This is a genomic window from Roseateles agri (genome assembly GCF_034043675.1).
Lineage (GTDB): Bacteria > Pseudomonadota > Gammaproteobacteria > Burkholderiales > Burkholderiaceae_C > KK5.
In genome coordinates, this window is sequence record NZ_JAXCLA010000007.1 from 186713 (window position 1) to 201217 (window position 14505).

At 67.2% G+C, this 14505-nt stretch carries 9 protein-coding genes; 5 read left to right on the forward strand and 4 right to left on the reverse strand.

The window, feature by feature from the left end:
- The first annotated feature begins 51 nt into the window (after positions 1-51).
- Entirely contained in the window at positions 52-1845 is a 1794-nt protein-coding gene (locus SNE35_RS21265; RefSeq protein WP_320425022.1) for an acyl-CoA dehydrogenase, read from the forward strand.
- A 33-nt stretch (positions 1846-1878) separates the two neighbouring features.
- Positions 1879-2844 (forward strand): NAD(P)H-dependent flavin oxidoreductase, encoded by a 966-nt coding sequence (locus SNE35_RS21270; protein WP_320425023.1) that lies wholly within the window; start codon positions 1879-1881, stop codon positions 2842-2844.
- Here SNE35_RS21270 and SNE35_RS21275 read toward each other — a convergent pair.
- The 4 genes from SNE35_RS21275 to SNE35_RS21290 all read right to left on the reverse strand — a co-directional run bounded on the left by SNE35_RS21275 (position 2837) and on the right by SNE35_RS21290 (position 8318).
- Positions 2837-4411: an ABC transporter substrate-binding protein gene (locus tag SNE35_RS21275; protein ID WP_320425024.1), complete on the reverse strand. Its 1575-nt coding sequence runs from the start codon at positions 4409-4411 to the stop codon at positions 2837-2839. The genes SNE35_RS21270 and SNE35_RS21275 overlap by 8 nt on opposite strands.
- A 291-nt stretch (positions 4412-4702) precedes the next feature.
- Positions 4703-5884 (reverse strand): hypothetical protein, encoded by a 1182-nt coding sequence (locus SNE35_RS21280; protein ID WP_320425025.1) that lies wholly within the window; start codon positions 5882-5884, stop codon positions 4703-4705.
- Between the two features lie 11 nt (positions 5885-5895).
- Positions 5896-6741 carry an isopenicillin N synthase family dioxygenase gene (locus tag SNE35_RS21285; RefSeq protein WP_320425026.1) on the reverse strand — a complete coding sequence of 282 codons (846 nt, stop codon included), beginning with the start codon at positions 6739-6741 and terminating at the stop codon, positions 5896-5898.
- A 17-nt stretch (positions 6742-6758) separates the two neighbouring features.
- Positions 6759-8318 carry a methyl-accepting chemotaxis protein gene (locus SNE35_RS21290; RefSeq protein ID WP_320425027.1) on the reverse strand — a complete coding sequence of 520 codons (1560 nt, stop codon included), beginning with the start codon at positions 8316-8318 and terminating at the stop codon, positions 6759-6761.
- A 550-nt stretch (positions 8319-8868) separates the two neighbouring features.
- Between SNE35_RS21290 and SNE35_RS21295 the strand changes: the two genes are divergently transcribed.
- The 3 genes from SNE35_RS21295 to lpdA all read left to right on the forward strand — a co-directional run bounded on the left by SNE35_RS21295 (position 8869) and on the right by lpdA (position 14504).
- Positions 8869-11721 (forward strand): 2-oxoglutarate dehydrogenase E1 component, encoded by a 2853-nt coding sequence (locus tag SNE35_RS21295; protein WP_320425028.1) that lies wholly within the window; start codon positions 8869-8871, stop codon positions 11719-11721.
- An 86-nt stretch (positions 11722-11807) separates the two neighbouring features.
- A complete protein-coding gene (gene odhB, locus SNE35_RS21300) occupies positions 11808-13064 on the forward strand; it encodes a 2-oxoglutarate dehydrogenase complex dihydrolipoyllysine-residue succinyltransferase (protein WP_320425029.1) in 1257 nt (418 codons plus the stop codon).
- A gap of 18 nt (positions 13065-13082) precedes the next feature.
- A complete protein-coding gene (gene lpdA, locus SNE35_RS21305; RefSeq protein ID WP_320425030.1) occupies positions 13083-14504 on the forward strand; it encodes a dihydrolipoyl dehydrogenase in 1422 nt (473 codons plus the stop codon).
- The last annotated feature ends 1 nt before the right edge of the window (position 14505 follow it).

Consider the following 14505-nt stretch of genomic DNA (forward strand, 5'->3'; position numbering starts at 1 on the left):
GGCGCCCGACTTCGCGGTCGCGGCGCCCTCGTCGTTTCTGGAGACAAGACCATGAGCTATCGCGCCCCCGTCAAGGACATGCTGTTCGACATGCAGGAACTGGCCGGCCTGCAGCAACTGACCGAGCAGATCCCCGCCTTCGCCGACTTTGGGCTCGAGACTGCCGGCGCGGTGCTGGAGGAATGCGCCAAGCTCAACGAGGACGTGATCGCGCCGCTGAACGTCGACGGCGACCGCAATCCTTCCTCGTGGAAGGACGGCATCGTCACCGCCACGCCCGGCTTCAAGGAAGCCTTCCGCCAGTACGCTGAAGGCGGCTGGCAGGGCGTGCAGCACCCGAGCGAGTTCGGCGGCCAGGCCCTGCCCAAGACCATTGCCGCCGCCTGCGGCGAGATGTGCAACAGCGCCAACCTGAGCTTCGCGCTGTGCCCGCTGCTGACAGATGGCGCGATCGAGGCCTTGCTCACAGCTGGCTCCGAGACGCAGAAGTCAACCTTCATCCCGAAGCTGATCGACGGCTCCTGGACCGGCACGATGAACCTCACCGAGCCGCAGGCGGGCTCGGATCTTGCGCTGGTGCGCACGCGCGCCGAGCCGCAGGGCGACGGCACCTACAAGATCTTCGGCACCAAGATCTTCATCACCTGGGGTGAGCACGACATGGCCGAGAACATCGTCCACCTCGTGCTGGCCCGCGTGGCCGGCGCGCCGGAGGGGGTCAAGGGCATCTCGCTGTTCGTCGTGCCCAAGTTTCTGGTCAATGCCGACGGCTCGCTGGGCGCGCGCAACGACGCGCACTGCGTGTCCATCGAGCACAAGATGGGCATCAAGGCGAGCCCGACGGCGGTGCTGCAGTTCGGTGACCATGGCGGCGCGATCGGCACCCTGGTCGGCGAGGAGAACCGCGGCCTCGAGTACATGTTCATCATGATGAACGCGGCCCGCTTCGGCGTCGGCGTGCAGGGCATCGCGGTGGCCGAGGCTTCGTACCAGAAGGCCGTGGCCTACGCGCGCGACCGCGTGCAGAGCCGCCCGGTCGACGGCTCGGTGAAGGGCAGCGCGACGATCATTCACCACCCTGACGTGCGCCGCATGCTGATGACGATGCGTGCCCAGATCGAGGGTTCGCGCGCGATGTCGCTGGTCGCCGCCTCGGCCTACGACGTGGCCCATCACCACCCGGATGCCGAGACCCGCAAGCAGAGCCAGGCCTTCTACGAATTCATGGTGCCCCTGGTCAAGGGCTACAGCACCGAGATGAGCCTGGAGGTCACCGACCTCGGCGTGCAGGTCCACGGCGGCATGGGCTTCATCGAAGAGACCGGCGCGGCCCAGTTCTACCGCGATGCCAAGATCCTGACGATCTACGAGGGCACGACCGCGATCCAGGCCAACGACCTGGTCGGCCGCAAGACCACGCGTGACGGTGGCGCGCTGGCCCGCGCCGTCGCCGCGCAGATCGAGAAGACCGAAGGGCAGCTCGCCCTGCGTGACAGCGCCGCCTCCCAGTCGGCAGCCAAGCGCCTTGGCGCCGCGCGCGGTGCGTATCTGGATGCGGTGGACTTCATCGCCGCCAGCGGCAAGACCGACCCGAACGCCGCCTACGCCGGCTCCGTGCCCTATCTGCTGCTGGCCGGCAACCTGGTCGCCGGCTGGCAGATGGCGCGCGCGCTGATGGTGGCCGAGGACAAGCTGGCCGCCGGCGAAGACGCCGACTTCATGACCGCCAAGATCGCCACCGCCCGCTTCTACGCCGAACACATCCTGCCGCGCACGCAAGCGCTGCGCGACGCCATCGTCGACGGCGCGGAGAGTGTCACCGCGCTGGCCCTGGACCTGTTCTGAGCCTCACAACCGGAAATTCAACGGAGACAACACGTGTCGAAGCTTCCCGCCGCATTGAAGAACGCGCCGCTGCCGATCATCGCTTCGCCGATGTTCATCATCAGCAACCCGAAGCTGGTGATCGAGCAGTGCAAGGCCGGTGTCATCGGCTCGATGCCCGCGCTGAACGCCCGCCCCGCCGAACTGCTGGACGAATGGCTGCGCGAGATCACCGAGACGCTCGCGGACTACAACGCCGCGCACCCGGACAAGCCCGCCGCGCCCTTCGCGATCAACCAGATCGTGCACAAGAGCAATGACCGGCTCGAGCACGACATGGCCGTCTGCGCCAAGTACAAGGTGCCCATCATCATCACGAGCCTCGGTGCCCGCGAGGACATCAACGAGGCGGTGCACGGCTGGGGCGGCATCGTGCTGCACGACATCATCAACAACAAGTTCGCGCGCAAAGCGATCGAGAAGGGCGCCGACGGCCTGATCGCCGTGGCCGCCGGCGCCGGTGGCCACGCCGGCATCAAGAGTCCCTTCGCGCTGGTGCAGGAAATCCGCGAATGGTTCGACGGCCCGATCGCGCTGTCGGGCGCCATCGCCTCGGGTGATGCGGTGCTGGCTTCGCTGGCTCTGGGCGCGGACTTCGCCTACATCGGATCGGCCTTCATCGCCACCGAAGAGGCCCGCGCGGCGGACGGCTACAAGCAGATGATCGTCGACAGCAACAGCGACGACATCGTCTACAGCAACCTGTTCACCGGCGTGCACGGCAATTACCTGAAGGGCTCCATCGTCGCTGCCGGCATGGACCCTGAGAACCTGCCCGAGAGCGACCCGACCAAGATGAACTTCGGCGGCGGCGAGAACGCCGCCAAGAAGGCCTGGAAGGACATCTGGGGCAGCGGCCAGGGCATCGGCGCGATCAAGGAGATCGTGCCGACGCGCGTGTTCGTCGAGAAGCTGGTGCGCGAGTACCAGGCGGCGCGCCAGCGCCTGAGCCTCACTTGATCGTTGTAAAGCGCGCCTCGGGACGATCGTTGGAGCGGTAGAGCGTCTCCACGTTCGTCTTCATCGCCCAGGGCCGCACCTGGTGGTGGATCGGGATGAAGAGGAACTCGTCCCGCTGGCGTAGCAGCGCTTCGCGGATCAGCGCGTTGCGCTTGGGCACGTCGGTCTCGGTCTTCATCGCGTCGATCAGCGCGTCGAGCTTCGCGTCGCTGACCTTCGAGAAGTTGAAGCTGCCGTCCTGCCCACCGCCGGCCACGCGCGTGCGGGCCAGGGCTTGCAGCTGGTACAGCGCGTCGAAGGTCGAGGTGCCCCAGCCCAGCATGTACAGCGGGGCCTCGCCGCGCTGGAAGGTCTGGCTGTGCAAGGTCATCGGTTGCGCGATCAGCTTGGCCTTGACGCCGATCTTTGACCACATCGACACCACCGCAATGCAGATCTGCTCGTCGTTGACGTAGCGGTTGTTCGGGCAGTTCAGCGGGATCTCGAAGCCGCCGGGATAGCCGGCATCGGCGAGCAGCTTCTTCGCGCGCTCGTAGTCCACCTTGGGTGGCTGGTCGATGTCCGGCGTGTTGCCGTTGACGCCGGGTGCCACCATCAGGGCGGCGGGGATCGAGAGCCCGCGCATGATCGTGCGCTTGATCGCCTCGCGGTCGATGCTGATGGACAGCGCCTCGCGCACGCGTTTGTCCTTGAACGGGTTCTTGCCCTTCACGCTGGCGCCGGGCAGTTTGTCGCTGCCTTCGTCCATCGCAAAGAAGATCGTGCGGACCTCGTTGCCGTCCAGCATCTTGATCTTCGTGTCGGCCTTGAGCTTCTGCACGTCCTGCGGCGGCACATCGGTGACCAGGTCCACGTCGCCCGCGAGCAGCGCCGCCGCGCGCGTCGGCTCGGACTTGATCGGCAGGTAGGTCAGCTCGGTGACGTTGCCGGTGTTCTTGTCCCACCAGTCCTTGTTGATCACCATCGTGATCTTCTGGTCCGGCACCCAGGACGTGATCTTGTACGCGCCGGTGCCCATCGCGTTGCGCGAGGCGAAGTTCTCGTCCTTGGCCTTGAAGTCCTGAATGTTGGTGCTCTTGTTCTTCTCCGCCCAGGCCTTGCTCATGATGCGGAAGTCCACCAGATTGCGCAGCAGGATCGGGTTGGGCGCGTCGAGCATCAGGTCGACCGTGTAGTCGTCGACCTTCTTGATCTCCTTGATGCCCGAAACGTAGATCTGCAGCGTGCCTTGCGGCTGGCGGATGCGGTTGAACGAGAAGATGACGTCGTCGGCGGTGAAGGGCGTGCCGTCGTGGAACTTCACGCCGCGGCGCAATTCGAAGCGCATCTGCGTCGGCGAGACCGCGGTCCATTTGGTGGCGAGGCAGGGCTCGATCTGCCACTTGGCGTCGTAGCGGGTCAGGCCCTCGTAGGCGTGCTGCACGATCGCGTGGGTGGTGGCGTGGTCCTGCGAGTGCGGGTCCAGCGTCAGCACGTCGTTGGTGGCGGCCCAGCGTAGTGGCACGGCGTGTGCGGTAGCGCAGGCAGCAAGGCTCAGGGCAAGGATCAAGGACTTCGTTCGCGTCATTCAGATCTCCCGTCGTTGCTGGATCGGTCCATGCTATGCGGCTCCAGGCTGGAGTCGCAACCCTGGCCCGCGGCAATCCAGCGGCCCACGATGCGCCGCAGGAGACCACGGAACATGCCGCCGCGTGCCATCAGGCCGCAGACGTAGCGTGTTTCCGCTTCAGACCAACGCAGGGCCTTGCAAGCGCCGTGCCGCTTTAGGCTGACGACGATGCCCACCGGACAGGGCTCGGCCAGGCAACAGATGCCGCAACCGTTGCAGGGACGGCCTTCGGGCGGCTTCGGCGGCGCCTCAGCGTGGATATGGATGAGCTGCTGCCGCGCCCGCGCCATGATGTTGATGCGCCAGCCAGTGCCGGCCGAGCTGGAACTCCAGCACCGCGGCCAGGCCGATGATGAGGGCGCCGGCCACCAGGCGCTGGTGATCGTCGAGCGCCTGCGTCGCCCACCAGAACAGCGCCAACGTGCCGAGCCGGAACACGGCGAGCGTGCCCTCGCGGGCGACGATGCGGTCGCCGACGGCGCCCTGGATGTCCAGCGCGCGCTGGTTCAGCACGTGCTCGCTGGCAGCCCAGAAGGGACTGACGACCGCCTGCAGCAGCAGGTAGGCGATGAACAGCCGCGGCCAGGCCGCGCTGGCACCCAGCAGTGCCGCAGCGCCGACGATGCCGAAGCAGGCCGCGCGCATCCAGCCGACGCGGTTGCCGCTGTGGCGTCGGCTGCGCATCACGTACAGCGCCACGGCGCCGCACAAGGTGGCCGCGCTCGCCGCCCAGCCGTAGTCGCTGGCCTGCTCCAGCGACTGCATCGCGCCGGTGGCCGTCAGCACCATCGTGATGCCGATCAGCCCGGATTCGAGCAGGAACAGCGGCAGGCTGCCGCGGTAGGCCGGCTGGCGCAGCACGGCCAGCGGCTGCTCCAGGCGCACCGGCGGCGCTTCGGGCAGGCCGCGGCCCGCGAGGAAGGCGCCGGCCACGCTCAGCAGCGCGAACAGGGCGTAGATCGGCGCATGGGCCTCGTGCAGCGCCCAGAGCAGGCCACTCACCGCGAGCGTGCCTGCCAGGGTCACACCCACGGCCAGCGCGATCACATGGGTGGCATAGCCGTCGCGCTCGCCGTTCGCCAGCGCCTGCAGTTCCAGCCAATGGCGTGCGCCCCAGGTGAGCCCCAGGAAGCCGCCGACGGCCAGCGCCAACAGGTCGGGCCGGCCATCGGCCCACCACAGCAGCAGGGCCGGCAGCGCGAAGCCGGCCTGCACCAGCCGCGTGGCGCTGAGCTTGATGCGCATACCGAGGGCGAAGGCCAGCACCAGCGAGAGCCCGGCCGTGCCGTACATCAGCGCGGCATAGCGGGCCACTGCGGCGGCGCCATGGCCGGCGTAGACGAACACCCCGGCGAAGGCGCCCAGCGCGGCCACGGCCGCCTGCAGCGCGACGAAGGGCCGCATCCGGCGTTCGAAGGCGGAGACGACCATGCGCTTCAGGGTCAGGTCTTGACGCCCAGCTCGCGCAGCCGTTCCGTCAGGTACTCGTGGGAGGTGTAGCGCTCGGACAGCACCACGTCCGGCCGGGGATGGAGGAACAAGGGCAGCGAGACGCGGCTCTTCGTCGCCGCCTCGCCGCTCGGGTTGACGACGCGGTGCTGGGTCGACGGGTAGTGGCCGCGCGAGGCCTCCTGCAGCATGTCGCCGATGTTGACGATCAGCATGCCGAAGTCGCCCGGCACGTCAAGCCAGCTGCCGTCTCGAGCCTGCACCTGCAGGCCCGGCTCGTTGGCGGCGGGCAGGATGGTCAGCAGGTTGATGTCGCCATGCGCGGCCGCGCGCAGCGAATCCGGCGGCTCCGTGCCGTTCAGCGGCGGGTAGCGCAGCACGCGCAACAGGGTCAGGCGGCTGTCCTCGATCATGTGGGACAGCGGCTCGCTGTAGTGGCGCGAGATCTCCGCCGGCGTGTGCCGCTCGACCCAGGACAGCAGCTCGCCCGCCAGCGCGTTCGCCTGCTCGTAGTAGGCCATCGCATCGGCCTTCAGGGCGGGCGGGATGCGACCCCAGGGGTAGATGTGGAAGTACTCCTTCAGGTCCTTCTGCGTGTGGCCCTTGGCGGTCTCGGACACTGCGGTGGAGAACCAGCCGTCCTGCGTCTCCTTCGAGAAGGCATAACGCTGCTTTTCATCGCCATCGAAGAAGGCCAGCCAGTCGGCGTAGATCTTCTCGACCAGGCCCTGCTGGATCGGGTGGTTCACCAGCACGCCGAAGCCGGTCTCGTGCAGCGAGCGGGTGAAGCGATCGGCGGCGTCGTCCGCGCGGTAGTCGACGACCTGGACCTGTTCCATTTTCGATTTCTCCTTGTTCAGCGTCGCGCCGCGACGCGGAAGGTCTGCACCATGCCGGCCAGCTGCAGCGCGTGTTCGCGCAGGCTCTCGGCGGCGGCGGCAGACTGTTCGACCAAGGCTGCATTCTGCTGCGTCATCTGGTCGAGCTGGTTGACGGACTGCCCGATCTGGCCGATGTCCGTGCCCTGGCGGGCGGCGGCGCCGCTGATCTCGCCGATGATGTCGCGCACGCGCTGCACGCTGCCGACGATCTCGCCCATCGTGGCGCCGGCCGATTCGACCAGCTGCGCGCCGTTCGCCACGCTTGTGACCGAGGCGCCGATCAGCGTCTTGATCTCGCGGGCAGCCTCGGCACTACGCTGGGCCAGCGCCCGCACCTCGGCGGCGACGACGGCGAAGCCGCGTCCCTGCTCGCCGGCGCGCGCAGCCTCCACGGCCGCATTCAGCGCAAGGATGTTGGTCTGGAAGGCGATGCCGTCGATCGTGCCGATGATGTCGGCGATCTTCTTCGAGCTGGCGCTGATCTCGTCCATCGTGCTCACGACCTGGCCGACCACGGTGCCGCCCCGCGTGGCCACGTCGCAGGCCGAGCTGGCCAGTTCGTTCGCATGGCGGGCGGAATCGGAGCTGTGGCGCACGGCCGTGGTCAGCTGCTCCATCGCACCGGCGGTCTGCTGCAGGCTGCTGGCGGTTTCCTCGGTGCGCTGGCTCAGGTCGGCATTGCCCATCGCGATCTGGCCGCTGGCGGTGGCCACGCTGTCGCTGATCTGCTGGATGTTGTGGACCAGGGCCGCGAGCTTGTCCTGCATGCCGCCGAGGTCGCCGACCAGCGCCTGCACCTCGTCGCGGCCGGAAAGCTGCGGCGGCAGGCCGGTCAGGTCGCCTTCGGCAACGCGGGCGGCCAGCGCCGAGGCGGTCTGCAGCGGCGCCACGATCGAGCGCGAGATCGCCCAGGCGAGCAGGACGCTCAGCAACAGGCCCAGCGCGATGCCGCCGACCAGCAGGCTGCGGCCGGCCGATGCGCTGGCCAGCGCAGCGTCGCGTGCGGTCAGCACCTTGTCGTGCTCGAACTGGGCGTAGTCGTCCACCGCCTTGGCGTAGGCCTCGGCCGCGGGGCGCAGCACGCGCTGGATGTCGGCGTCCGCGATCGCGGTGCCGGCGTCGCGCTGCTTGGTGAGGTCGTTGCGCGCCTGACGGAAGGCTTCGCCGGCCACGTCGATCTTTTCGTACAGCGCATGGCCCTGCTCGGAATCGCTCAGTTCCTCCAGCCGCTTGCGAACGACGGAGGATCGCTCGGACGTGGCCTTGCGGATCTCGTTGATGTGCTTGGCGTAGCCGGCGTTGTCGGTGGCCATCAAGGTCTCGGCGCGCTCGGCGCTGATGACGACGATGGCATGCAGCTCGCGTGCGAGCAGCGCCCGCTCGGCAGCATCGCCGCCCAGTTCGTCGGCGATGGCGCCCAGCTGGGTCAGCCGCCACACACCCAGAAGGGCGGTCAGCGACATCAGGATCAGCACGAAGGCGAAGCCCAGCGCCAGGCGGGGGGCGAGACGGAAACGTTCGAGGAGGGTGGTCATGGGAGGCGAGGGGTTCTTCAGGCGCGCGGAGTGTGGGCGGCGATGATGGCGCGCCGATGAATATTCCGCAGTCCGCGGCGCGGCCCGAAGTCTAAGCTTGTACCCGCTTGTTCCCAGGGGCCTGCGCGGCAGAAACTCGGGCTCGCGTTGAGCTTGCAAGGGGCCGCAGACTAGGCGCGGTGCGCCGCCCGGACTCGCGTCCGGGCAAGCGCCGCAACGACGGATGGGGCCCCTTGCAAGCTCAACCCTTCGGGCAGGGTGCTGCGTGGTGCCATCCGGCGTTGCCGGCTCGTTGTGGGTCCCGACCCACGCCTCGCCAGCGCCTTGCCTGGCACCACGCAGCACCCCTGCGCGAACCCGAGTTTCTGCCGCGCAGGCCCCTAGGGTTAGCGAGAGGTGCTACAGTCGCCCACGTTTTTGATTGGTCCTTCCCGTCCCTTTCAACTGGCAACAGTCAAGGTGGGTCGCAATCCGCCAACCGGTAGAGCCGTGCCGCGGAAGGTTTTCTAACCAGCCAATGCCTTGGAAACCAGGGCGAGAGGTGAGCGAAATGATGCAGCAATACAGGTCCAACTCGTACCTGTTCGGAGGTAATGCGCCCTACGTCGAAGAGATGTACGAGGCCTATCTCGACAACCCGGGCTCCGTGCCCGACAACTGGCGCGCCTACTTCGACGCGCTCCAGCACGTCCCCGCCACGGATGGCAGCGAGGCCCGCGACGTGGCCCACGCCCCGGTGATCGAATCCTTCGCCCAGCGCGCCAAGGCCAATGCCTTCGGCTCCAAGGCCTCCAGCACCGACCTTGCCATCGCGCGCAAGCAGGTCCATGTGCAATCGCTGATCGCCGCTTACCGCAACGTCGGCTCCCGCTGGGCCGACCTCGACCCGCTCAAGCGCACCGAGCGCCCCAAGATTCCCGAACTGGAGCCGGCGTTCTACGACCTGAGCGAGTCCGATATGGACATCTCGTTCAGCGCCACGAACACCTACTTCACCAAGGCCGAGCACATGACCCTGCGCGAGATCGTGCAGGCCCTGCGTGAAACCTACTGCAGCTCGGTTGGCGCCGAGTACATGCACATCACCGACCAGGTCGAGAAGCGCTGGTGGCAGGAAAAGCTCGAAAGCGTCCGTGCCAAGGCCACGCCGACGGTCGAGCAGAAGAAGCACATCCTCGACCGCCTGACGGCCGCCGAGGGCCTGGAGCGTTTCCTGCACACCAAGTACGTCGGCCAGAAGCGTTTCTCGCTGGAAGGCGGCGAGAGCTTCATCGTCTCGATGGACGCGCTGGTGCAGGGCGCCGGTGCGATCGGCGTGCAGGAGATCGTGATCGGCATGGCCCACCGCGGCCGCCTGAACGTGCTCGTCAACACGCTGGGCAAGATGCCGGGCGACCTGTTCGCCGAGTTCGAGCACAAGGCGCCGGAAGACCTGCCCTCCGGTGACGTCAAGTACCACCAGGGCTTCTCCAGCGACGTGTCCACGCCTGGCGGCCCGGTCCACCTGTCGCTGGCCTTCAACCCGTCCCACCTCGAGATCGTCAACCCGGTCGTCGAGGGTTCGGTCAAGGCCCGCATGGACCGCCGCGGCGACCATGAAGGCACGCAGGTGCTGCCGGTGCTGGTGCACGGTGACGCCGCCTTTGCCGGCCAGGGCGTCGTGATGGAAACGCTGGCGCTGGCCCAGACCCGCGGCTACTACACCGGCGGCACGGTCCACATCGTCATCAACAACCAGATCGGCTTCACCACCAGCGATCCGCGCGACACCCGCTCGACGCTGTACTGCTCCGACGTCGTCAAGATGATCGAGGCCCCGGTGCTGCACGTGAACGGCGACGACCCGGAAGCGGTCGTGCTGTGCACGCAGCTCGCGCTGGAGTACCGCCAGCAGTTCAAGAAGGACGTCGTCGTCGACATCGTCTGCTTCCGCAAGCTGGGCCACAACGAGCAGGACACGCCGGCGCTGACGCAGCCGCTGATGTACAAGACCATCGCCAAGCACCCGGGCACGCGCAAGCTGTACGGCGACAAGCTGGTGACCCAGGGCGTGCTGCCGGCCGAGGGCCCGGACCAGTTCGTCAAGGGCTTCCGCGCCGCGATGGACGAAGGCCGCCACACGGTCGACCCGGTGCTGACCAACTTCAAGAGCAAGTACGCCACCGACTGGTCGCCGTACCTTGGCAAGAAGTGGACCGACAGCTGCGACACCGCGCTGCCGGTGGCCGAGTTCAAGCGCATCGCCGAGAAGATCACGACTCTGCCGGCCGACTTCAAGGCCCACACGCTGGTCGAGAAGGTCATCGCCGATCGCGCCGCGATGGGCCGCGGCGAGATCAACGTCGACTGGGGCATGGGCGAGCACATGGCCTTCGCTTCGCTGGTGGCCTCGGGTTATCCGGTGCGCCTGTCGGGCGAGGACAGCGGCCGTGGCACATTCACGCACCGCCACGCCGTGCTGCACGACCAGAACCGCGAGAAGTTCGACGAAGGCACCTACATCCCGCTGCAGAACGTCGGCGAAGGCCAGGCACCGTTCGTCGTCATCGACTCGCTGCTGTCCGAGGAAGCGGTGCTCGGCTTCGAGTACGGCTACGCCTCGGCCGACCCGGTGACGCTGACGATCTGGGAAGCCCAGTTCGGCGACTTCGTCAACGGCGCGCAGGTCGTGATCGACCAGTTCATCGCCTCCGGCGAAGTGAAGTGGGGCCGCTCCAACGGCCTGACGCTGATGCTGCCGCACGGCTACGAAGGCCAGGGCCCCGAGCACAGCTCGGCCCGCCTGGAGCGCTTCATGCAGCTTGCCGCGGACAACAACATGCAGGTGGTGCAGCCAACCTCGGCCTCGCAGATCTTCCACTTGCTGCGCCGCCAGCAGCTGCGCATGTTCCGCAAGCCGCTGATCATCATGACGCCGAAGTCGCTGCTGCGTAACAAGGACGCGACCTCGCCGATCACCGAGTTCACCAAGGGCGAGTTCAAGACCGTCATCAGCGAGCGCGACGATACGATCGACGCCGCCAAGGTCAAGCGCATCGTCGCTTGCTCGGGCAAGGTGTACTACGACCTGGTCAAGGCACGCGGCGACAAGAAGGACGTGGCCATCCTGCGCGTGGAACAGCTCTATCCGTTCCCGCACAAGGCCTTCGGCCACGAGCTCAAGAAGTACCCGAACGCCACCGACATCGTCTGGTGCCAGGACGAGCCGCAGAACCAGGGTGCCTGGTTCTTCGTGCAGCACTACATCCACGAGAACATGGCCGAAGGCCAGAAGCTCGGCTACGCAGGCCGCCCGGCCAGCGCCTCGCCGGCCGTGGGTTACGCGCACCTGCACCAGGAGCAACAGAAGGCCCTGCTGGAGCAGGCCTTCGGCAAGCTCAAGGGTTTCATCCTCACGAAGTAAGGCGTTATCGGAGCGGGCCGTCGAGGTAGCAGAGCTGCGCCTCCGGCCCCCTTGTTGATCTCCCGCGCAAAGCGAAAGAACAAATCATGGCAATCGTTGAAGTCAAAGTTCCCCAGTTCTCCGAATCCGTCACCGAAGGCACGCTGATCAGCTGGAAGAAGAAGCCCGGCGAAGCGGTCAGCGTCGATGAGACGCTGGTCGAGGTCGAGACCGACAAGGTCGTCCTCGAAGTGCCCGCGCCGGCCTCCGGCGTGATGGCGCAGATCCTCGTCGGCGACGGCGCCACCGTCGCCAGCGAACAGCTGCTCGCCCACATCGACACCGAGGGCTCGGCCCAGGTCAGCCCGCTGGAAGTCAAGGCCGCGCCGACGGCTTCTCCCGCGCCTGCCGCTGCCGCCGCGGCGCCCGCCTCCACCAGCAAGAGCGACGTCGCGATGCCGGCCGCCGCCAAGCTGCTGGCCGACAAGGGCATGACCACCGCCGAAGTCACCGGCACCGGCAAGGACGGCCGCGTCACCAAGGGTGATGTGCTGGCCGCGCCGGCCAAGGCTCCGGCTGCCGCACCGGCCGTCGTCGCTGCCGCCAACCCGGCTGTGGCCAAGCCGCTGCCGAGCGTTTCCGTGCCGGTGGCGAGCCTGGGCGACCGCCCCGAGCAGCGCGTGCCGATGTCGCGCCTGCGCGCCCGTATCGCCGAGCGCCTGGTCCAGTCGCAGTCGACCAACGCCATCCTGACCACGTTCAACGAAGTGAACATGGCGCCGGTGATGGAGATGCGCAAGAAGTTCCAGGAGAAGTTCGAGAAGGAACACGGCGTGAAGCTGGGCTTCATGAGCTTCTTCGTCAAGGCGGCCGTCGCGGCGCTGAAGAAGTACCCAGTGATCAACGCCTCGGTCGATGGCAACGACATCGTCTACCACGGCTACTTCGACATCGGCATCGCCGTCGGTTCGCCGCGCGGTCTGGTCGTTCCGATCATCCGCAATGCCGACCAACTGAGCTTCGCCGACATCGAGAAGAAGATCGCCGAGTTCGGCCAGAAGGCCAAGGACGGCAAGCTGGGCATCGACGACCTGACCGGCGGCACCTTCTCGATCTCGAACGGCGGCACCTTCGGCTCCATGCTGTCCACGCCGATCATCAACCCGCCGCAGTCGGCCATCCTGGGCGTGCACGCCACCAAGGACCGCGCCGTGGTGGAGAACGGCCAGATCGTCGTCCGCCCGATGAACTACCTGGCGATGAGCTACGACCACCGCATCATCGACGGCCGCGAAGCTGTGCTGGGCCTCGTGGCGATGAAGGAAGCGCTGGAAGATCCGTCGCGCCTGCTGTTTGACATCTAAGCCGGGAACGACATCCAGATGAGTACCAAGCAATTCGACGTCGTCGTGATCGGCGGCGGCCCTGGCGGCTACATCGCGGCCATCCGCGCTGCGCAGCTGGGCTTCAACACGGCCTGCATCGACGAGTGGAAGAACGAGAAGGGCGGCCCGGCCCCGGGCGGCACCTGCACCAACGTCGGCTGCATTCCCTCGAAGGCGCTGCTGCAGTCGAGCGAGCACTTCGAGCATGCGAAGCTGCACTTCGCCGACCACGGCATCAGCACCGGTGACGTGTCGATGGACGTGGCCAAGATGCTGGGCCGCAAGGACACCGTCGTGAAGCAGAACAACGACGGCATCCTGTACCTGTTCAAGAAGAACAAGGTCACGTTCTTCCACGGCCGCGGCAGCTTCGTCGCTGCCAAGGACGGCAGCTACGAGCTGAAGGCCGGCGATGAAACGATCACGACCAAGCACGTGATCGTCGCCACCGGCTCGAACGCCCGCCAACTGCCCGGCGCGCCGTTTGACGAGGAGACCATCCTCTCGAATGACGGCGCACTGCGCATTCCCGCCACGCCGAAGAAGCTCGGCGTGATCGGCTCCGGTGTGATCGGCCTGGAACTCGGCTCGGTCTGGCGCCGCCTCGGTGCGGACGTGACCGTGCTCGAAGCGATGCCGGCCTTCCTGCCGGCCGTCGACGAATCGGTCGCCAAGGAAGCCGCCAAGCTGTTCAAGAAGCAGGGCCTGAAGATCGAGCTGGGCGTGAAGATCGCCTCGGTGACGAAGGACAAGGCCGGCGTGACGGTGACCTACACCGATGCCAAGGGCGGCGAGCAGACGCTGGCGGTGGACAAGCTGATCGTATCGATCGGCCGCACGGCCAACACGATCGGCCTGAACGGCGAGGCCGTCGGCCTGGCGCTGGACGAACGCGGCGCGGTCACGGTCGATGCCGACTGCAAGACCAACCTGCCCAATGTCTGGGCGATCGGTGACGTGGTGCGCGGCCCGATGCTGGCGCACAAGGCCGAGGAAGAGGGCGTGGCGGTGGCCGAGCGCATCGCCGGCCAGCACGGCCATGTGGACTTCGACATCATCCCGTCGGTGATCTACACGAGCCCCGAGATCGCGCAGGTCGGCAAGACCGAGCAGCAGCTGAAGGCCGAAGGCCGTGCCTACAAGGCGGGCCAGTTCCCGTTCCTGGCCAATGGCCGCGCCCGCGCGCTGGGCGACACCTCGGGCTTCGTCAAGTTCCTGGCCGATGCCACGACCGACGAGATCCTGGGCGTGCACATCATCGGCCCGCAGGCCTCGGAGCTGATCTCGGAAGCTACCGTCGCGATGGCGTTCAAGGCCTCGGCCGAGGACATCGCCCGGATCTGCCATGCGCACCCGTCGCTGAGCGAGTCGACCAAGGAAGCCGCGCTGGCGATCGACAAGCGCACGCTGAACTTCTGAG